At 65.3% G+C, this 19,688-nt stretch carries 13 protein-coding genes; 9 read left to right on the top strand and 4 right to left on the bottom strand.

All coding sequences use genetic code 11. The annotated features are described in order from the left end of the window. Positions 1 to 30 precede the first annotated feature (30 nt). The 3 genes from ACOOF5_RS13530 to ACOOF5_RS13520 all read left to right on the top strand — a co-directional run bounded on the left by ACOOF5_RS13530 (position 31) and on the right by ACOOF5_RS13520 (position 5,422). Positions 31 to 1,275 (top strand): quaternary amine ABC transporter ATP-binding protein, encoded by a 1,245-nt coding sequence (locus tag ACOOF5_RS13530; RefSeq protein WP_420439999.1) that lies wholly within the window; start codon positions 31 to 33, stop codon positions 1,273 to 1,275. Further along, positions 1,272 to 3,926: an ABC transporter permease gene (locus tag ACOOF5_RS13525; RefSeq protein WP_420439997.1), complete on the top strand. Its 2,655-nt coding sequence runs from the start codon at positions 1,272 to 1,274 to the stop codon at positions 3,924 to 3,926. The genes ACOOF5_RS13530 and ACOOF5_RS13525 overlap by 4 nt, the downstream gene beginning before the upstream one ends. A gap of 200 nt (positions 3,927 to 4,126) precedes the next feature. After that, positions 4,127 to 5,422 carry a glycine betaine ABC transporter substrate-binding protein gene (locus ACOOF5_RS13520; RefSeq protein ID WP_420439995.1) on the top strand — a complete coding sequence of 432 codons (1,296 nt, stop codon included), beginning with the start codon at positions 4,127 to 4,129 and terminating at the stop codon, positions 5,420 to 5,422. 103 nt (positions 5,423 to 5,525) lie between these two features. On the opposite strand, the gene ACOOF5_RS13515 is transcribed toward ACOOF5_RS13520, so the two are convergent. Then, on the bottom strand, positions 5,526 to 6,356 hold the full coding sequence (locus ACOOF5_RS13515) for an SDR family NAD(P)-dependent oxidoreductase (protein ID WP_420439993.1): 831 nt from the start codon (positions 6,354 to 6,356) through the stop codon (positions 5,526 to 5,528). A 64-nt stretch (positions 6,357 to 6,420) separates the two neighbouring features. After that, positions 6,421 to 7,143: an alpha/beta fold hydrolase gene (locus ACOOF5_RS13510; protein ID WP_420439991.1), complete on the bottom strand. Its 723-nt coding sequence runs from the start codon at positions 7,141 to 7,143 to the stop codon at positions 6,421 to 6,423. A gap of 84 nt (positions 7,144 to 7,227) precedes the next feature. Here ACOOF5_RS13510 and ACOOF5_RS13505 point away from each other — a divergent pair, with 84 nt between their 5' ends. Further along, the gene (locus ACOOF5_RS13505; protein WP_420439989.1) at positions 7,228 to 8,079 is read left to right on the top strand and encodes an alpha/beta fold hydrolase; all 852 of its coding nucleotides are present in this window, start codon (positions 7,228 to 7,230) and stop codon (positions 8,077 to 8,079) included. Positions 8,080 to 8,084: 5 nt separating this feature from the next. On the opposite strand, the gene ACOOF5_RS13500 is transcribed toward ACOOF5_RS13505, so the two are convergent. Then, complete coding sequence (locus ACOOF5_RS13500; RefSeq protein ID WP_420439987.1) at positions 8,085 to 9,227, bottom strand: amidohydrolase family protein; 1,143 nt, start codon at positions 9,225 to 9,227, stop codon at positions 8,085 to 8,087. Positions 9,228 to 9,479: 252 nt separating this feature from the next. Between ACOOF5_RS13500 and ACOOF5_RS13495 the strand changes: the two genes are divergently transcribed. Then, positions 9,480 to 10,481 carry an NADPH:quinone oxidoreductase family protein gene (locus ACOOF5_RS13495; protein ID WP_420439985.1) on the top strand — a complete coding sequence of 334 codons (1,002 nt, stop codon included), beginning with the start codon at positions 9,480 to 9,482 and terminating at the stop codon, positions 10,479 to 10,481. A gap of 89 nt (positions 10,482 to 10,570) precedes the next feature. On the opposite strand, the gene ribH is transcribed toward ACOOF5_RS13495, so the two are convergent. Further along, positions 10,571 to 11,077 (bottom strand): 6,7-dimethyl-8-ribityllumazine synthase, encoded by a 507-nt coding sequence (gene ribH / locus ACOOF5_RS13490; RefSeq protein WP_420439983.1) that lies wholly within the window; start codon positions 11,075 to 11,077, stop codon positions 10,571 to 10,573. 52 nt (positions 11,078 to 11,129) lie between these two features. On the opposite strand from ribH, the gene ACOOF5_RS13485 reads away from it, so the two are divergent. The 4 genes from ACOOF5_RS13485 to ACOOF5_RS13470 all read left to right on the top strand — a co-directional run bounded on the left by ACOOF5_RS13485 (position 11,130) and on the right by ACOOF5_RS13470 (position 19,594). Continuing rightward, complete coding sequence (locus tag ACOOF5_RS13485; protein WP_420439981.1) at positions 11,130 to 15,005, top strand: hydantoinase B/oxoprolinase family protein; 3,876 nt, start codon at positions 11,130 to 11,132, stop codon at positions 15,003 to 15,005. A gap of 56 nt (positions 15,006 to 15,061) precedes the next feature. Continuing rightward, entirely contained in the window at positions 15,062 to 15,664 is a 603-nt protein-coding gene (locus ACOOF5_RS13480; protein ID WP_420439979.1) for an MOSC domain-containing protein, read from the top strand. Positions 15,665 to 15,803: 139 nt separating this feature from the next. After that, entirely contained in the window at positions 15,804 to 16,946 is a 1,143-nt protein-coding gene (locus tag ACOOF5_RS13475; protein WP_420439977.1) for a metallophosphoesterase family protein, read from the top strand. After that, positions 16,943 to 19,594: an AAA family ATPase gene (locus ACOOF5_RS13470; RefSeq protein ID WP_420439975.1), complete on the top strand. Its 2,652-nt coding sequence runs from the start codon at positions 16,943 to 16,945 to the stop codon at positions 19,592 to 19,594. Before ACOOF5_RS13475 ends, ACOOF5_RS13470 begins: the two co-directional genes overlap by 4 nt. The last annotated feature ends 94 nt before the right edge of the window (positions 19,595 to 19,688 follow it).

Here is a 19,688-nt window from a genome sequence, read left to right as displayed (position 1 = left end):
CGTGGCACCGGACGAGTCCGGGGGGCATTCATGAGCGACGACGCAGCCAACGGCGCCGGCGGCGGCGACGAGATCATCCGGCTGAACGACGTGTACAAGATCTTCGGGCCGCAGCCGCGAGGCCGCGCGTTCGAATTGGCTCGTTCCGGCGTGCCCAAGAACGACGTGCAGCGGCTGTCGGGCCACGTTGTCGGTCTCACCGACGTGAATTTCTCCGTCAACCGCGGCGAGATCTTCGTCGTGATGGGACTGTCAGGTTCCGGCAAGTCGACAGCCATCCGGATGGTCAACAAGCTCTACGACGTCACTCACGGCGAGGTGCTGGTGGACGGCACCGACGTCCAGAAGCTGGAAGGCACCGATCTTCAGCAATTTCGGCGAGAAAAGATGGGCATGGTCTTCCAGCACTTCGCCCTGTTCCCCCACCGCAGCGTGATCGACAACGTCGGCTATGGACTCAAGGTGCAAGGGATGGGCCGCGACGAGCGGAACCAGGCGTCGTTGCAGGCATTGGCTCTGGTCGGTCTGGCTGCCTTTGCCGAGCACCGACCCGCCCAGCTCTCCGGTGGCATGCAGCAGCGGGTCGGCCTCGCCCGAGCGCTCGCTTCAGATCCAGACATCTTGTTGATGGACGAGGCCTTTTCGGCGCTGGACCCGCTGATCCGGCGCCAAATGCAGGACGAGATGATGGACATTCAGTCCCGCGTCCACAAGACCATCCTGTTCATCACGCACGACCTCAACGAAGCGCTTCGCATCGGCGACCGGGTCTGCATCATGAAAGACGGCGCCGTCGTGCAGATCGGATCCCCCGAGGAGATCCTCACCGAGCCCGCAACCGGCTACGTGGCCGAGTTCATCCAAGACGTCGATCAGGGGCGTGTCATCCAAGCACATGAGGTGATGTCCGAGCCGCGCCCCATTCCGCCAGACATGTCGCTCAGCGACGCACTCACGCTGTGCCAAGACATAGCGGGCCGGTTCTGCTGTGACGCCGACGGTCGGCCGGTGTCATTGCTGACGGCGGCCGATGGACTCCGTGCCCGCAGCATGGGCAGCAACGACCTTTCGAAGGCGTTGAGATCCGATTTCGACAAGTGCAGCCCCGATTCCACGCTCAATGAGCTGTACGCGGCCGCAGGACGCGGTCTGTCCATCGCCGTGGTGGACAACGACGGCAAGCTGATCGGCAACCTCGATCCCCGCCTCATCATGGAAGAGATGGGTCGCGTCGAGCAGCTCATAGAGGACTTCGAGCGGGAGGTGTTCATGTGAGCGCGATATCGACAGCCGTGGTCGGAGCACTGGCGCAGGCCGACGGCGCGCAGCAGCAGGGGCACTTCATCGATCGCTTCATCGACACGGTCACGAGCCCCGAGGCCGGTGATGTAGTCATCGACTGGTTCCAGGTGGCAATCGAGTGGCTGGTGCTGATCGCGGTGTTCGCGATCCCGGCGCTCATGCTGATCGGCGGCATACGAAGCCGACGATGGAGCGTCGCGAGCGGTGGGCTCGTGAGTTTGCTTGCGGTGCTGTGGTACCGGACCCGTCCCAATGAGCTCATTGCGTCGGGCAGGCGCAAGTTCGCCCAGGAGGGCGAGCCGCTCGAATGCGTCAACGCCATCATCGACGAGGAAGGCGAGTTGCTGGAATGCAGCTCGGGCCTCACGTCGCAGGTGCGCCAGAACACGGTGCTCGACCAATGGACGATCCCTGTCGGCGACTGGGGCGAGCAGACGGTGCGCTGGGTGGAGAACAACCTCGACGCGACGCTCCAGGTCATCAAATGGCCCTTCTCCAGACTTCTCGACCTGATCGTCGACCAATGGCTCGTGCAGATGTCGTGGGTGACCGTGTGCCTGATGGTGTTCGTCATCGGCTGGCTGGTTCGGGGCTTCGCGGTGGGCGCGATGTCAGCAGTGGCGCTGATCGGCTGCGGCCTGCTGGGCGCCGAGTACTGGGTGGAGACAGCACGCACCCTCGGGTTCATCGCGGTCGCGGTGCTCCTGTGCGTGATTGTGGGCATCCCGGTCGGCGTTCTGTGCGGTCGTGTCGACGGTGCGTGGACTGTGGTCAGACCGGTCTTGGACGCCATGCAAGTGGTGCACTCGTTCGTGTACATGCTGCCGTTCATCTACTTCTTCGGGATCGGCTTTGTGTCAGCGACCATGGTCACGATGACCTTCGCCTTGCCGCCGCTGATCCGGCTCACCAATCTCGGCATCCGACAAGTGCCTGAAGATGTGGTGGAGGCTGCCCGCGCCTATGGCGCTCCGGAGCGCCGAGTGCTCTTCGACGTGCAGTTGCCGCTGGCTCGTCCGGCGATCATGACCGGCCTGAACCAAACGCTGCTGTTGTCGATCTCCATGCTGGGCATCGCCGCCATCATGGGCGCAGGAGGCTTGGGCCGGCTGCTGTACCAGGGCATCCAGAACCAGGACATCGCCCTGGGCGTTTCAGGCGGCTTGGCCTTCTTCTTGGTGGCTGTGGTGCTTGATCGGATTAGCCAGACCGACGCCGACAGCCGCAATCTGATGTCACGCATCGTCACGGCCTGGTCCAATCGCCGCACACCGGAAAAGCTGCTGGAGGTGGCTCAGTCTGCCGCCACCGAGAAGGCGTCCAGACTCGCCGAGGAGCCCGAGCCACCCGATGAAGATTTCGTCCCGGCATCGGGCCGTGAGCGGACTTCGGTCATCGTTGCAGGCGCAGCAGCGCTGGTGATGCTGGTCGCGCTGCTGTTGCCGTGGAGCGTGGACGCCGGCCGAGTCTCGGCGTGGGCCCGATTCGACGACGCCGACCTGCGCACCGAGCAGTGCGCCGGCGAGTGGGTGGACGCCGCCCAACTCGACCCCAGCGGCACCAGTGGAAGCACCTCGGAATTGGCCTGTACCGGCGAGACCCAATTGCTGTCCAACAGCTTCAACGGCGTATCGCCGTCAGGCGGCTCGTGGTACGGCATCTTCATGGCTGCACTTGCCATGTCCCTGCTGACGTCGGCGGCCATGATGCTCTTGAGACCGGGCATGGCGCCGCCGTGGTTCGGCCCACACGGAGCGGTGATGTTCGCCTCGGGTTCACTGGGCCTGTCGCTGGCGTTCCTGCTCACCAACCCACCGAGCGCCGTGGCAGTTCACGCAACGGGCATCGGGGTGTGGGTCGCCGTGGGGGCCGGGCTGGTCGCGGTCGCGAGCGCGATCTCCTGGCTCTGGAATGCTCCCATGACGGCGCGGCGTCCGTTGTCGGCCCGCGTCGGCTGGGGCAGGTTGGCCGGCTGCGCCTTTGCCGTGCTGCTGCTGGTGATCGGGGTGTACTCGGGCTGGAGCTACGACACCAGGGAGGGCTCAGTCATCGGTCCCGAGCTTCAGGCCGAACTCGACGCCCTCGAGGAGGAGGCACGCGCCCAGGCCCGCGAGTCGAACGAACTCGCCGCTGCTGCAACGGCAGAGGAGGCCGCCGGAAACCTCGCACGCGCAGAGGAGCTGCGCAATGCCGAGATCGTCGCCAAACAGGCCGAGAGCGCTGCGAGCAACGAGTTCACTACGAAGCGGTCGGAGGCCCAGCGCAAGGGCGACGTGATCTTCAACGGCTACCAAAGCGATGGCTCACGTCTAGGAATCTGGACGCTGCTAGCGGGCTTGGCGGTATTGGGCTTGGTGCTCCCCGGAATTGGGGTGTTCGGCATCGACGAGCGCCTGCGCTATCGCTGGAGCACCATCGCAGGAAGCGTGGGCCTCGCCATAGCCCTCGCGTCTGCTGGCTGGATTGCGTCGATTGCCCGCGTGGCAGAGGTGAATTTCGTGTCGGGCGTGGGCGCAGTAATCGCGGCGGCCGCGGGCGCAACAATTTTCGCCTCGAGCCGTGGCACCCTCGCGGAGTTCGAGCGGAACAAGGTGTACGGCGACATCCCGGCAAACACGCCGTGAGGTGCGGCGAGTCAGCGAGCGCGCACTGCCCACCAAGCACCTATGCGCGGCCGAGCTAGGGTTTAGGGCACGCGAGGCGCCGGACTACGCTCCCATCCAGGGAGCCCTCGTCGAGCCGGGCGATCGGCGCCACACGAGCGTGGTCACAAAACGGTGCGCCGCGTGACGCAATCTGACGTAGATCAGGGAGGATCTCCGCAATGCTTATGAAACGAATGTCGAAGTTGCTGCTCTTGCTAGCGGCGTTTGCCTTGTTCGCCGCTGCGTGCGGCAGCGACGACGACGCGGATGGCGACGGCGACGAGACTGCCACTCAGGCAACCGAGGCACCGGCCGCAGCCGACGACGACATGGACGACGACCACATGGACGACGACATGGACGACGACCACATGGACGACGACATGGACGACGACCACATGGACGACGACATGGACGACGACATGGACGACGACATGTCGATGACGCCCGGCGAGGGCGTGAGCGTCTTGGCTGGCCGGGCGAACTGGTCGAGCGGTTACTTCCAAGCGGAGCTCTACAAGCTGATGCTCGAGGAACTCGGCTACGACGTTTCCGACCCCGCCGCGATCGAGCTCGGCCCGAGCAACGGCTACACAGCAATGGCCTTGGGCGAGATGGATTACTGGCCCAACAGCTGGTACCCAGGCCACCTCTCGTGGCTGAAGAACGAACTCCCCGACGGCTCGCTTGTGGAGGAGCACGTGTCCATCGTTGGCCAGGAGATGGTCGCCGGCGGACTCCAAGGTTTCCTGGTGACGAAGGCCTTCGCCGACGAGCACGGCGTCTACACCATGGATGAACTCAACCGCAACCCCGACGCGATCGCCGCGTTCGACGAGGTCGACGCTGTTCCCGGCAACGGCATCGCCGACATCTTCGGTTGTCCCGAAGACTGGACCTGTGACGACATCATCGAGAGCCAGATCTTGTTCAGCGGCTGGGACAACATCCAGCAGGTCAAGGCCGGCTACGACGCGATGTTCGCTCAGGCAGTCGACAATGCCGACGACGGCAAGGCGATGGTGATGTACACGTGGACACCGACGTCGTATCTGACGCAGCTGCGCCCCGGCGACAACGTGTACTGGATGGGCGTCGAGAGCGTGATCGACGACTCGAACCCGTTGGGTGTCGAGGGCGGCGACGCATGGAGTCAGCTCGGCGCCGATGGCAATCCGGTCAATGCGAGGATCGGTGAGGATGCCTGCCCGTCCGCTGCTACATCCGCCGACGGCCTGTGCCAGCTCGGCTGGATCGCTGCCGACATTCAGGTGACCGCCAACAACAACTTCCTCGATGCCAATCCGTCTGCCAGGGCACTGTTCGAAGCCGTCACGCTGTCCGTCATTGACGTCGCGCTGGCCAACGTCGACCAGGACGGTGGCACGCCGCCACGAGACATTGCCATCCAGTGGATCGCCAACAACCGTGGGACGGTCGACGCCTGGCTCGATGCCGCTCGCGCAGCTGCGTAAGCACTTGCGCATACCCGCTGCCCCTACGGGCTAGCGGCGCAAGCAGCAATCAACAGAGGGTGCCGGGCTTGGGTCCGGCACCCTCTGCGCGTCACAGCGTCTCTCAGTCCTGGAGTTCGGGCAGTGCCGGCGGTGCGTTGGAAGCCGACACGCGTGCCATGCCGCCGTCCACCACGAGCGTCTCGCCAGTCACGTAGCGGGACGCGTCTGATGCGAAGAACAGCACAACATCGGCGATGTCGTCGCCGAAGCCCCAGCGCTTGAGCGCTATCTGGCCAGCGAGATCGTCGACGAGGCCGGGCACGCTATTGCGGGCTTCTTCCCAGATGGCCGTCGCGATCAGACCCGGTGCGATCGAATTCACCCGGATCCCGTCAGGTCCCCAGTCCGCCGCGAGCGAACGCGTCATGGCATCGACGGCACCTTTGGTGCCGGCGTAAGCGACGCGGCCAAGCGGACCGTGCACGCCAGCCACCGAACTGATGTTGATGACCGAGCCGCCACCACGGGCGATCATGGACGGGGCCAAGCCGATGCTGAGCATCACCAGTGACCTCACATTGATCGAGAACACCAGGTCGAAGTCGGCCTCAGTGAGCTGAACCGGCGTGCGCCTCATGGGAATGCCGGCGTTGTTCACCAAGACATCCACGCCATCGACCTCGCCCAGGATGCGCCGGGCCAAGTCGGTACCGGCACCTGCCGGGGCAAGATCGGCCGTCAATACGACGGGGTCATGAGACATCTCGGCCGCGACACGGTAAAGGTCAGAGGTCGTCCGACCCGTCAGCACTACCTGGGCACCCGCGTCATCCAGCGCTCGCGCGCTGGCTTCACCAATCCCTCGGCTCGCTCCGGTGACCACAGCCACCTTGCCGTCCAGTCGGTGGGCCGAACCGGTAAGTCTGGCGGAAGTGCTTGATTCGCTCGTCATGCGCGCAAGCTAACGCAGCGCGACCGAATCGGAGGCGACAGTGTCCGCCCCGCCCCACGGACCGTTAGGGGGTGTGCTCAGCGAGGAACGCAGCGAATTGATCCATCGCGGCACCGCGGGCGTCGCCTTCCATCCAATCTTCGATCAGCGTCGAGTTCGGTGCCGTCTCGTGGACGATCCGCGATGACGACTCCGGGTGATACAGATCGCCGCCGAGCAGCACCAAGAGCGGCGTTTGGACCGTTGCGACGAAGTCGCGGTCCACGTTGAACAGGAAGTTGTCGCCGTCGTACATGTTCGAGCGGAATTGGTTCCAAGCGGCGTCGTCGACCTCGCGATGATCGTCGCGGATGGCAATCGCCCAGTCGTCGAACATGTCGTAGAAGGCGTGACGGTTCTCGTCGAGTCCGATCGTCTGGAACAGCGTTGCGCTTGCAACCCGTTCGGGCGCTGCCTGTATCAGCCCCATGATGTAGGGGCCGCCGATGCACATGCCTGCTACGTGGAACTGCTCGCATCCAAGATGATCCATCAGCGCGAGCTGGTCTGCTGTGTAGGTTGCCCATCCATCGGTGCCCGAGATCGGGGCGGTCGAGCGGCCGGCGTTGCGCTGGTCCATCGCAATGACTCGGTACCGGTCTGAGAGCTGAGTGATCGGATTCCACGGCGTCGATTCCCAGAACGACGCCGCCGAACGCATCCCTCCCGGTGCGATCAGCAACAGCGGGAAGCCGGAGCCGTAGTCGTCGTAATGAATGTCCACTGAGTCTCGTGTGAAGTTCGCCATGGCGCCATTCTGCCCGCAACAGCTCGATCCGGTCCTTGGGAAACTCCCGAGCACGGCACCGCTCTGCACTAACCTGCCTCGGCGATGATACGCCTGACCACCTCCGACGGCGAGCACGCCGTACTCCACGACCTCGGCGGGCACGGCGTGCCGCTGCTCATGACGCACGGGAATGGCCTCAACGCCGGCATGTGGTCCACGGTGGTGCCTCACCTCAGCGACACCTTCCACTGCTGGGGCCTCGATTTCAGGGGCCACGGCGCCTCGCGCCCCCGCCATGACGGCATGTCGGTTGAGCGAGCCCGATTCACCGACGAGGTGCTGGCCGCGGTGAACGCCTTGGGCGGCGAGCCCATGCTGGCCGTTGGCCACTCCCTGGGCGCCGCCAGCCTGCTGCTCGCAGAGTTGCGCCAGCCCGGGACGTACCGGGGGTTGTATCTCTACGAACCGGTGCTCGTGCCCGAGGAATTTCCCAGGCCCGACTCCGAGCACGAGCTCGTGGTGGCATCACGGCGGCGGCGAATTCGCTTCGCGACCATCGACGAGGCATATGAGCGATTCATGTCGAAGCCTCCGTTCTCGCGCTGCGAGCCCGAGGCCGTGCGGGCATATGTCGAGATCGGCACGTATCCCTCGGGCGACGACGCCGTGCGGCTGTCGTGCTCAGGCGACACCGAGGCACGCATCTACGAGGCCAGCGTGCCCGTCGTCTACGGCGATTTCGCAGCGGTGACATGCCCGACAGTGGTGGCTCGCGGCGATTCCTACGCCCAGTGGAACGAAATTCCGCCGCAGGTCGCCCAACCCATAGCCGAATCGCTCGGCAACGGTCGCCTCGAAGCATTCGCCGACCTCAGCCACTTCGGCCCGATGGAGAACGGCGAACTGGTCGCCAAGTCCATCCGCGCCCACCTAGAGCCGCTCGCCGCGGCGTAAATGTCTCAGGCAGCTGCGGGAAGAGTGTCGGGATCGAGGTCGTAGAGCTCCACGACGTTGCTCCAGACCATCTGTTCCTTCTCGTCGTCGGGTACCCCCGAGAGAATGTCGTCGAGGATCGGCTGCGAGTTCGGCCAGATCGAATCGTGGTGCGGGTAGTCGTTGCCCCACAGCAGGTTGCCGACGCCGATTGAGTGCCGCGTCGCGATGCCTTCCACATCGTCTTCGAAGGTGACCCAGAAATTCCGATCGAAGTACTCCGAGGGCTTCATGTTGAGTTCGTCGGACACTTCCCACGGCGTGCGGTACGCGGCATGGTCGAGGCGCTGCTTGAAATGGCCCACCCAGCCGGTCTCGTACTCTGCACAGACGAAGCGCAGTTCCGGGAAGCGTTCCACGACGCCACCGCAGATGAGGTCAATAATCGTGTTGGCGATGGTGGTATGCGCCAGCGTGTAGCCCTTGAGATGGCCGCCCGGTGTGCCCCAGTGAGTGGGCATGCCGCCTTCGAGGCTGGAACCAGTGAAGATGTGCATGGTGAGTGGCACGCCGAACTCCTGAGCCCGTGCCCAGAACGGGTCGAAGTCCGCATGGCAGTACGGCTTGGCCGGGTCGATGTGTGCGGGGATGGCAAATCCGCGCACGCCCAGCTCAGCGGAGCGATCGATCTCGGCGATAGATCGTTCCACGTCGGGCAGGGGCAGGCATCCGACGCCGATGAGCCGGTCGCGGTCCACCGAGCAGTAGTCGAGCACCCAGTCGTTGTGATTGCGGAACGCAGCGTCGCGCACTTCGTCGTCGGGGATGGCGAAGGTGAACATCGACAGGCTCGGGTACATGACTTCGCCGACGATGCCGTCCTGGGCCTGCTCGTCGAGCCTGACGGAGGGGTCCATGACACCGGGATTGAAGCCGTCGTAGCCCTGCTCGATGCGCTTATGGGTGGCCGGGTCAGACAGGCTGGCCCCCGCGATGCCCAGCCGCCCCACCGGCACCGGCCGAATGCCGCCCGGCAGCACGAGCCACGTGCCGGGCTTGTCATTGTGGTCCTTGCTGATGAACGGCGCCCGCTCGCCGAAACGGTCGGTCAGTCCTGCGTAGATCTCGGCCGCCTCGACCACATGCGAGTCGCATGAGTAATACCGCATCGCTCTCCCCTGTCACAATGGGCGGGCCGAGCAGGCTCCTACGGCGCTCGGCCTCGCGCGCTGGCCACAATACCAGTGCATTGCCAGCCAGTTTCTTCGCCGTCACCGATGCTGCGAGGTCCCTTCCGCCTCGCCCGATGCCCACTCGAAGACAGTTTTGCGGCGAGCCACCCGCAGGTGTGCATCGTCACGACCACGCCAGCACGGCAGCTCACCGCGGTGTGAGCGCGCCCGGTGTGTCATCGTGTCGCCATGCGTGCACTAGAAATCCAATCCCTCACCGGCCCTGCCGGGGTCGCGGTCGTCGATGCTCCCGAACCCGAAGCCGATCCTCGCGGCGCCTCGGTCATCGTCGACATCGTCTGCGGCGGCGTCTCATTCCCTGATCTGCTCCAGAGCCAAGGTCTCTACCAGTACCGCCCCGACCCTCCGTTCCGACCGGGAATCGAGGCTTCGGGCGTGGTGCGCAAGGCGCCCGCCGAATCCGGCTATGCGCCGGGCGACCGCGTATGCGTGTGGTCGAACGGCTGCCTCGCGGAGGTCGTGGCGTCGGCACCGCGTGATCTGTTCGCCCTGCCCGACCAGCTCTCGTTCGAAGAGGGAGCTGCCCTCGTCATGAACTACCAGACCGCGGTGTTCTGCATGATCGACCGGGCCGGCCTGCGCGACGGCGAGTCGGTGCTGGTGCTCGGCGCCTCCGGCGGGGTGGGCACATCAGGCATCCAGGTGGCCAAGGGGGTCGGCGCCGGCCCGGTCATCGGCTTGGTGTCCACCGAAGCGAAGGGCGAGATCGCTCGCGCAGCAGGCGCCGACCACACCGTGCTCATCAGCGACACATGGAAGGATGAAGTGCGCAAACTCACCGGCGGGCGAGGCGTCGACATGACCTACGACCCGGTCGGCGGAGATCGCTTCCTCGACGGGGTCCGCGCACTGGCACGCTTCGGACGGCTCGTCGTGGTCGGCTTCGCGGCAGGCGAGATTCCCACGGTCAAGGTGAATCGACTGCTCTTGCGCAATGTGAGCCTCGTCGGCGCCGCCTGGGGCGAAGCCGTAGCGGCCGACCCGACCATTCCTGCTCGCATTCACGAGCTGCTACTGCCGATGATCGAATCCGGCGCCGTGAAGCCGCCGATCGGCCAAGTGCTTCCCTTCGAAGAGGCCGCCGAGGCATACCGGCTGCTGGATGAGCGCGAGGCCGTCGGCAAGGTGCTCGTGCGTATGCGTCCTGACCCTTCCTCGGAGGCGCGCTGATAGGCGCGCCCGCGGCGGAGGCGGCAGAACCCTCTGCTCCCGCGATCCAGCAGGTCGCAACGTCGCAGAATTTCCTGCCGCCTCCGCGGCTATGGCATCTGTTTCTTGCCGTTCGCTCCTCGGAAATCACGGGCGAGTAGGGCCATCGTGACGGCGACGTAGGCAGCGTCTTCGCCGACGTTGTGGCCTCCCGGGCCTTCGCTGCGGGCCATGGCCTGCTCGTCGTTCTCGACCGTGACGAGACCGAAGCCGATCGGTATGCCTGTGGTGAGCTGGGCGGCCATCGCGCCCTGGGCGGCACCCTCGCTCACCAGTTCGTAGTGCGTGGTCTCGCCGCGGATGACCGCCCCGATGGTGACGATCGCATCCACCTGGCCGGCCTCAGCAAGCAGCTTTGCCGCCAGCGGGATCTCGAAGCAGCCGGGCACCGTCACCTCGGTCGTTTCGGTGACGCCGAGTTCGCTCAGGCCTCGCTGGGTGCCGGCCGCGAGCCGCTCGACGACATCGGGATTCCATGTTGCCCGCACGATGCCGACACGAAGGCCCTCACCGGAGCCCGGAGGCGGCCTGCCGGCCCGCTGATCGCCGCTCGCCACGCCTGCACGGTACCCCCGCAGTTGGCGACGGCGACGCGCCTACGCTGGGCCGATGACAGGCGCGCGCGCCCGGCTCGCGGCCGACATCGGCGGCACCTTCACCGACATCGCCCTCGAAGTCTTCGACGACGACGCGCCGGTGCTCCACACCGCCAAGGTGCTGACCACGGCTGATGCTCCCGCCGATGGAGTGCTCGACGGCGTCCGCAGCGTCCTGAGCGAGGCAAGCATTGCTCCTGGCGATGTGGAGGTGTTCATCCACGGCACGACGCTCGCCACCAACGCCCTCATCGAGCGCCGCGGCGCTCGTACCGCGCTGCTGACCACCCAAGGCATCCGCGATTCGGTCGAGATGGCCCACGAGAACCGGTTCGAGCAATACGACCTGTACATGCGCCGACCAGAACCGCTCGTGCCGCGAAACCGGCGCATCGGGATACCTGAGCGGCTCGCTGCCGACGGTTCGGTGTTGATGCCGCTGGACGAAGATGCCGTGCGAGCCGCCGCGGCTTCGCTGGCCGCCGATGGTGTGATCAGCGTTGCCGTCGGCTACCTGCACTCGTACCTCGACGCCCGGCACGAGGAGCGCACTGCTGAGATCCTGGCCGATTGCTGGCCTGAGGCGGCCGTGACGCTCTCCAGCGAGGTCTGTCCGGAGATCCGCGAGTACGAGCGATTCTCCACCGCGTGCGCGAATGCCTACATCGCACCGCTGATGCGGCACTATCTGACTGATCTGGACGCGCGGCTAGCGGCCCTGGGCTTGGGCTGCGAAATGTTTCTCATGACCTCCGGCGGCGGGCTCGGCACGCTTGGCGAGGCGTTGCGCTTCCCTGTCCGGCTGATCGAGAGCGGTCCTGCGGGCGGCGCATTGCTGGCGTCGCAGATCGCCCGCGGCCTCGACTGCGAACGGGCTCTCAGCTTCGACATGGGCGGCACGACAGCCAAACTGTGCATCGTCGAAGGTGGCCATCCCCGTTCGAACCGGGAATTCGAGGTGGGCCGCGAGTACCGCTTCCTCGCGGGCAGTGGGCTCCCGTTGCGGCTGCCGGTCATCGAGATGGTCGAGATCGGCGCCGGGGGCGGCTCGATTGCCAGCCTGGACGCGCTGGGGCGCATCAGTGTCGGGCCGGCTAGCGCCGGTTCCGAGCCAGGGCCCGCGGCCTACGGGCGCGGCGGTGTCGAGCCCACGGTGACCGACGCCGACGCGGTGCTGGGCAGACTGCTGCCGGAACGATTCGCCGGCGGGACGATGAAGTTTGATATCGATGCCGCTGCCAAGGCTGTCACCACCTCGTTGGCCGAGCCGTCAGGCCTGCAGACGACCGTTTCTGCCATCGGTATTTCCGAGGTAGTCGACGAGAACATGTCGAATGCCGGACGCGTCCACGCGGCCGACCAAGGCAGCGACATCAGCCGCGGCACGCTCATCGCGTTCGGCGGCGCGGCACCCCTGCACGCTGCCCGAGTAGCGGCCAAGCTCGGCATCGACGACATCGTGGTGCCTGCGGGGGCCGGCGTGGGATCGGCCATCGGTTTCTTGAGGGCGCCGGTATCCCATGAGTCGGTGCGAACTCGCCACGCCCGCGTCAGCGAGCTGACGGCCGCGAACTTGGCCGAACTCCTCGGCGAGATGTCTGCAGAAGCCAACGCAATCGTCCACGCTGCCGCTCCCGACGCACAGACCGCCACACACGTACGCGCTCTCATGCGCTACCGCGGTCAGGGTCACGAGATCACTGTCGAGATTGACGCGGAAGCGCTGCTGCACGACGACCTCGACAGCCCGAGCGATGTCGAGGTGCGCAGCCAGCTTCGCACTGCGTTCACGAAGGCCTACCAGCAGCTCTACACGCGCCACATCGGCAACCTCGAGATCGAGGTGCTCAGCTGGCTGCTCGAGGTCCGCACTCCGGGGCCCGAAGTCGCTCCGCTACACCCCCATGTCGCCGACGAGCCGGTCGACGCCCCCACGACCACGCTCGTGACCGACACCGCCACGGGGCGGGCAGTCGCCCACGCAGTGTTCGAGCGCGATTCCCTCACCGAGGGCGCGTGGCTCGTCGGCCCCGCACTGATCACCGAAGACCAGACGACGACGGTGGTGCCTCCCGGAGGCGTGGCCACGGTCATGGCGGGCGGGCATCTGCGGCTCACCGGCGGCGCGGCACCCAGCGGTGCCCGCCAGATCGCCGACATGGAGACCGCGTCGACGGGTGCGAGCCATGTCGAGGCCGAGCTCGATGCGGTTCGGCTCGGCGTGCAGTGGAACCGCCTCATCTCGGTGACTGAAGAGCAAGCGCGGGCGCTGGTGCGAGCAGCCTTCAGCACGTCGACCCGCGAGGCCGGTGACCTGTCCGCTGGCATCTTCGACCCGCAGGGGCGGATGCTCGCCCAGTCGGTAACCGGCACGCCGGGCCATGTGAACTCCATGGCCTACTCCGTGCTGCACTTCCTGGACCGTTTCCCCGCTTCGCAGATGCGTCCCGGCGACATTTTCCTCACCAACGATCCGTGGAAGGGAACCGGTCACCTGTTCGACATCGTGGTGGTCACTCCGGCCTTCCGGCGGGGCGAGCTGGTTGCGCTGTTCGCCTGCACCAGCCATGTCGTCGACATCGGCGGCGCCGGTTTCACCACCGACTCCAAAGAGGTGTACCACGAGGGCCTCTACCTGCCGATTCTGAAATTCGCCACCGACGGCGTCTTCGATCCGAATGTGGTGGCGATCATCGAAGCCAACGTTCGCGACCCGGTCCAGGTCATCGGTGACATCCATTCGCTGGCTGCTTGCAACGAGACCGGGGCTGCGCGTCTGGTCACGATGATGGACGAGTACGCCATGGCTGATCTGGATGAATTGGCCAGTCACATCATCTCGTCGTCGCACCGGGCCATGCTCGACGCTATCGGCGAGCTGCCGGGCGGGACCTGGAGTTCGACGATGCGAGTCGACGGCATCGAGGAACCGATCGACATCGTGTGCGCCCTGACCGTCACCCAGGACGGCATTGAGGTCGACTTCGCAGGAACTGGACCCCAATCGAACTGGGGCATCAACGTGCCGATGGCCTACACAGATGCCTATACGTCGTTCGGGGTGCGTTGCATCGTCGGTCCCGACATCCCGAACAACACAGGCTCGCTCGATGCCGTCCGGGTGCTTGCGCCCGAGGGCTGCATTCTCAATGCCCCTCATCCGGCAGCAGTGAACGTGCGGCACGTGATGGGCCAGTTGCTTCCCGATGCCGTGTTCGGCTGCTTGAGCCAGGTGCTGCCCGAGCGGGTGCCTGCTGAGGGCACGTCGTCGCTGTGGAATCTGCTCGGAACGGGCATGTGGCAGCCGGACACCGGAGTCGCCACAACCAATCACTCCAAGACATCCGTCGGGAGTTCGAGCGAGGGGTCCGCTCAAGCCAAGCTCGAGCGTTTCATCCTGATGAGCTTCCATTCGGGCGGCGCGGGCGCCCGCCCGCAAGCGGATGGGCTGTCAGCGACGGCTTTTCCGAGCGGTGTGCGCAACATGCCCGTCGAGGTGAACGAGATCGGCTCGCCGCTGGTGTTCTGGCGCAAGGAGTTCCGCACCGATTCGGGCGGCGCCGGCCAGTACCGGGGCGGGCTCGGCCAAGTCATCGAGCTGGAGAACCGCCAAGGGCGGGAGTTCTCTATCAGTGCGACGTACGAGCGGACAGTGTTCGCTGCCCGCGGCCGCTATGGCGGCGGCCCAGGAGCGCTCGGACGACTGTCGCTCGACGACGGCACCGACGTGCGGTCCAAGGGCCGCTCAGTCATTCCCGGTAATCGCCGCTTGATTGTGGAATTCCCGGGTGGGGGCGGCTTCGGCAACCCGGCCGATCGCAGCCCGGAGGCGGCGTCGCGGGACCGGCAGCTCGAATTCGTATCGTCCCAAGCTGATCCGGCGCAATAATCCCCATTGGCAACCGGAATCACCGCCGTTGCGGATGACCTGAGAAAGCACGCGACATGAACGCTTCAACCGAGACCGGCACCGCCACGAAACGCAACGAAGCCGATGAGGCGCGCCACCGCAGCGCTGCCGAGTTGGAGGCGGCGTTGCCGCGCATTCGCGAAGCGCCCGTCGGCGACGGCATCATCCAGCTCATCGTCCGGCGCCCTGCCGAAGACCAGCGAGAGGTGCTGAACGAGGCCCGCATTAACGGTGCCGAAGGCATCGAAGGCGACACGTGGAACCAGCGCGGGACGTCGCTGTCGGCCGATGGCGGCCCGCATCCCAATAAGCAGATCACGATCATGAATTCGCGGGCTGCCGAGGCGGTCATCGGCCCGATCGAGCGGTGGCCGCTGGCGGGCGACCAGATCTACGCCGACCTCGACATCGGCCACGAAGCACTGCCCGCAGGCACACAGATGTCGATCGGCACTGCCGTGGTGGAGGTCGCCGTCGAGCCGCACACCGGCTGCGCCAAGTTCGCCGCCCGCTTCGGCCGCGAAGCCCTCCGCTTCGTCAACACCGGCGAAGGAAGCAGCCTTCGCCTGCGCGGCGTCAACTGCCGAGTCATCCAGCCCGGCACAGTCCGAGTCGGCGACTCCGTCACCCGCCTCTGACCCGTCTCCGCGAGACACCCTGGACTGGCGCTGATGCAGCGGCTGAGATCGGAATCTGAGCGGCCTCTGTTGGTCGCGTCATGCCCCCGCGAGAAACTGCCTTGGGACGCTACACGCCGCCTCCGTATCGTCGCGGACCATGAGATTCGTTCACACGGCCGACTGGCAGCTCGGGATGACGCGCCACTTTCTCGACGAAGGCTCTCAGCCGCGCTTTGACGAAGCCAGGCTCGACGCGGTGCGAGCAATCGGTGTGCTCGCCGCCGAGCAAGACTGCGAGTTCGTCGTTGTTTGCGGTGATGTCTTCGAGTCGAACTACATCGACCGCAAAGTCGTCGGCCACGCATTGGAAGCGATGGCGGCGATACCTGCAGTGGATTTCTACCTCCTGCCCGGCAACCACGACCCCCTTGACGCAGCCTCGGTCTTCCGGTCGGAGGGCTTCACGGGCCGCAGACCACACAACGTCAAGGTGTTGGAGAACTCCGAGCCAATCGCTGTGGGCGACGGCCTCGAGTTGGTTGGCGCTCCGTGGATATCCAAGCATCCATCAACGGATCTCGTCAATGCCGCCTGTTCGGCTCTCAAGCCTTCCGGTGCCATGCGCGTAGTCGTTGGCCATGGCCAGCTTGACTCACGCTCTCCCGATTCGCTGAACCCGTCACTCATCGTCCGACGCCGACTCGAAGAGCGAATCGCATCGGGCGACATCCATTACGTGGCGCTCGGCGATCGCCATTCCACCACAGACGAAGGCGACAGCGGTCGCATCTGGTACGCGGGAGCACCGGAACCCACTGACTACGACGAGGTCGATCCGGGCCATGTGCTCGTAGTCGACCTCGAAGCCGACAGCGTTGCCGTCGCTCGGCACCGCGTCGGCAGATGGCATTTCGAACGTCGCCAGTGGAGTGTGACGACCGACGGCGACCTCGACGAGATCGAGGCGTGGCTCGATTCGCTGGACGACAAGAAGCGGCAGATCGTCAAGCTCGGTCTGGAAGGCCAGATCTCCCTCGCCCAGAAGGTCCGGCTCGACGCGATGCTCGCGCATCACGCTGGACTCATGGGGGCATTCGAAGTCTGGGAGCGGCGCACCGATTTGGTCGTCGTGCCCGATGAAGTCGATATCGAGACGCTCGACCTGTCCGGATTCGCACATGATGCGCTGCGCGAGCTGCGAGACCAGGCCGCCGCCAAGGACGAGCCGAGTGCCGTTGCAGCTCAGGACGCAGTGGCTCTGATGCACCGACTTCATCAGACGGATGGTGTCGACCGATGAGGATCCATCGCATCAAACTGCGGGACTTCAAGGGCGTGGCGAACTGCGAGGTCGACATACCAGCCGATGGAGTCACCATCATCGAGGGCGACAACGAGGTCGGCAAGTCAAGCCTGGCTGAAGCAGTCAGATTGGTGTTCCAGGAGCTGGATACTTCGAAGAAGGCGCACATCAGAGCCGCCCAGCCTGTCGGTCGCGATGTAGGGCCCGAGGTCGAGATAGAGGCCTCGAGCGGCGGTTACCGCTTTGTGTATCGCAAGCGGTGGCTACGCCGCCCCGAGACCGTTCTAGAAATCTCCGAGCCGCGGCACGAACAGCTGGTGCATCGTGAAGCTCACGAACGCGTCAACTCATTGCTCGACGAGACGCTCGACCGTGTCCTCTGGGATGCCCTGTGGGTCGATCAGGGTGTGCGGCTGGCGACGCCCTCTTTCGACGTGCCATCGCTACGGCAATCTCTTGACGCATCAGCAGGCGGCGCGCAGGGGGGAGACGCCGACGAACTCCTGTGGGACCGTGTTTGCGCTGAACGCGCGCGCTACTGGACATCCACCGGGCGCATGAATGCCGAGCGAACGGAGCAGCAGCGGCGGTACAAGGACGCTGCCGAGACGGCCGAGGGTCTCAGCGGGCAGCTCAGCGCGCTCACCAGCGCCGCTGGCGAACTTGATCGCCACCGTCGAGAGCAGAGTCAATTGGCCGAGAACCACACACTGGCCGAGCGAGAGCACCGAGAACTCAACGCTAAGTGGCAACAAGTGCTGACGCTACGCAATCAGCGCGACCAAGCAGAGCGCCAACTCGAGGCAACTCAGGCGCAGCTGGAGACGGCCAAGGGTCATCGTGCGCGGCGCGACGAGCTGGCCGAGCAAGTGAACGCCGCGGAGCGGCAGTTGGCTCAAGCGCACGCCGAGATCGACGCCATCGCGCCGGCGCTCGCTCTGGCAACGCAGCTTCGTGACGAAGCCGAAACCGAATTCGACACGGCTCAGCGCAGCCTCGCGACTGCTGAGTCAGAGCTCCGCCGGGTGCAGGACGATCGCGATTTTCTGCGGCACATCATCGAGGCCGAATTGCTGCAGGAACGCCACGACCGAGTCATCGGGGCGCAGCAGCAGCTTGCGCAGGCTGAGGCCGACTGGGACTCGAGCCGCATCACCAGCGATCTGGTCGCCGAGATCGAGGGCGCTCACTTGCGCGTCGTTCAAGCAGATGCGCGAACGCTCAGCGGTGCGGCAAACGTCGAGATCTCGGCACTGCGGCCAATGTCGCTTGGCATCGCAGGTGAAGTTCTTCAGCTCGACCCGGCGGAGAATCACTCCCAAGCGGTAGCTGACAGTCTCGACATCGAAATCGCCGACGTGGCGTCAGTGCGGGTGACCGCAGGTGCAGAGGCGAAAGAGTCAGTGGCGAGGCTCGCCGCTGCTGAAAGCGCTCTTAGGCAGCTCTGCACAAGCGTCGGTGTCTCCGACCTCTCCGAAGCACGGGAGGCTTTGCGGCGACGTGAATCGGCCGCGTCCGAACGCGAGACGGCTCAGAGGACGATCAAGCAGGATCTCAGAGATCTCACGGTGGAAGTCCTCGAACAGAAGATCCGAGGGCTGCTTCATGGCATCGAGGAGTACCGGAAATTGCGGCCCGACGAGCCGCCTCTGCCGCCCGATTACGACGAAGCCCGACGGCTCGCGTCCGAGCTGGAGGAACAGTCCGCCGTGCTATTGCGGACGCGAGACGACCGCCAGTCACGCCTGGCCGAGCGGCGCAATGCTCTCAATGACGAGGGTGTCCGCCAAGCTGTGGCCGCCAACGGAGTTGACATGTCGCAACAGGCCAATGCGGCCGCCAAGACTGCACTGGCCGAAGCTCGTGCAGATCGAAGCGATCAAGCGCTCAAAGACGCATACGATGATGCCGAACGACGGGCTGACACCGACGAGCGCCACCTGAGCGAGCTGCGCAACCGCCTCAGCGAAGCCAATGAGGAATCACTGGCAGTCCGGCTGGAAAACGCAGGCAATGCGGTACTGCGCGCGGAGCGGGAATTGAACACGAATCGCGAGCGTCAAAGCGAGCTGGAGATCGAACTCGACATTCGCGGCAACGAGGGCCTGCACACGAAGTTGGGACTGGCCGAGGCGGTCAAGAGGCGCCAGCAACGCAAGCACCTGAGCCTGGAATCTCGCGCCCAAGCGGCACGCTTGCTGTACGAGACGCTGTCCCGGCACCGCGAAGCAGCACACCGCCGCTACTTGGCACCGTTCAAGGCACGCATCGATGAACTCGGCCAACACGTTTTCGGTCCGACTTTTGCCGTGGAACTCGACAACGAGCTTGGCATTGCGCGCCGCACGCTCGACGGGGTAACACTCAATGTCGATCAGCTCAGTACCGGTGCTCGGGAGCAACTCGGCATTCTTGCCCGCTTGGCATGCGCGGCCATCGTGAGCCCCACCGAAGGCGGGGCACCCGTCATCATCGACGACGCATTGGGATGGAGCGATCCGCATCGCTTGGAGCGCATGGGCGCCGCGATAGCGTCAGCCGGCAGCCACTGCCAAGTGATCATCCTCACCTGCACTCCAGGCCGCTATGCGCATGTCGGCAACGCAACTGTGGTCAATCTGCCGACAGCGTCACAGTCGGAATGAAGCTGAGACTTGCCCTGCATTCCCGTCATCGGAAAGGACGGAGCAGCAGTTCAACAGGGAGGGTGTACCTGCTGTGGCTCGACATGCATCGTCT

Origin of the sequence: Candidatus Poriferisodalis sp., assembly GCF_965214215.1 — a bacterium.
Taxonomy (GTDB): domain Bacteria; phylum Actinomycetota; class Acidimicrobiia; order Acidimicrobiales; family Poriferisodalaceae; genus Poriferisodalis.
This window is presented reverse-complemented; position numbering and strand designations above follow the sequence as displayed.

Excerpts from the sequence above, each read along its gene's own strand:
- ACOOF5_RS13530 (WP_420439999.1), top strand. The coding sequence starts at position 31 with ATGAGCGACGACGCAGCCAACGGCGCCGGCGGCGGCGACGAGATCATC.
- ACOOF5_RS13520 (WP_420439995.1), top strand. The coding sequence starts at position 4,127 with ATGCTTATGAAACGAATGTCGAAGTTGCTGCTCTTGCTAGCGGCGTTT.
- ACOOF5_RS13515 (WP_420439993.1), bottom strand. The coding sequence starts at position 6,356 with ATGACGAGCGAATCAAGCACTTCCGCCAGACTTACCGGTTCGGCCCAC.
- ACOOF5_RS13510 (WP_420439991.1), bottom strand. The coding sequence starts at position 7,143 with ATGGCGAACTTCACACGAGACTCAGTGGACATTCATTACGACGACTAC.
- ACOOF5_RS13505 (WP_420439989.1), top strand. The coding sequence starts at position 7,228 with ATGATACGCCTGACCACCTCCGACGGCGAGCACGCCGTACTCCACGAC.
- ACOOF5_RS13500 (WP_420439987.1), bottom strand. The coding sequence starts at position 9,227 with ATGCGGTATTACTCATGCGACTCGCATGTGGTCGAGGCGGCCGAGATC.
- ACOOF5_RS13495 (WP_420439985.1), top strand. The coding sequence starts at position 9,480 with ATGCGTGCACTAGAAATCCAATCCCTCACCGGCCCTGCCGGGGTCGCG.
- ACOOF5_RS13485 (WP_420439981.1), top strand. The coding sequence starts at position 11,130 with ATGACAGGCGCGCGCGCCCGGCTCGCGGCCGACATCGGCGGCACCTTC.
- ACOOF5_RS13480 (WP_420439979.1), top strand. The coding sequence starts at position 15,062 with ATGAACGCTTCAACCGAGACCGGCACCGCCACGAAACGCAACGAAGCC.
- ACOOF5_RS13475 (WP_420439977.1), top strand. The coding sequence starts at position 15,804 with ATGAGATTCGTTCACACGGCCGACTGGCAGCTCGGGATGACGCGCCAC.
- ACOOF5_RS13470 (WP_420439975.1), top strand. The coding sequence starts at position 16,943 with ATGAGGATCCATCGCATCAAACTGCGGGACTTCAAGGGCGTGGCGAAC.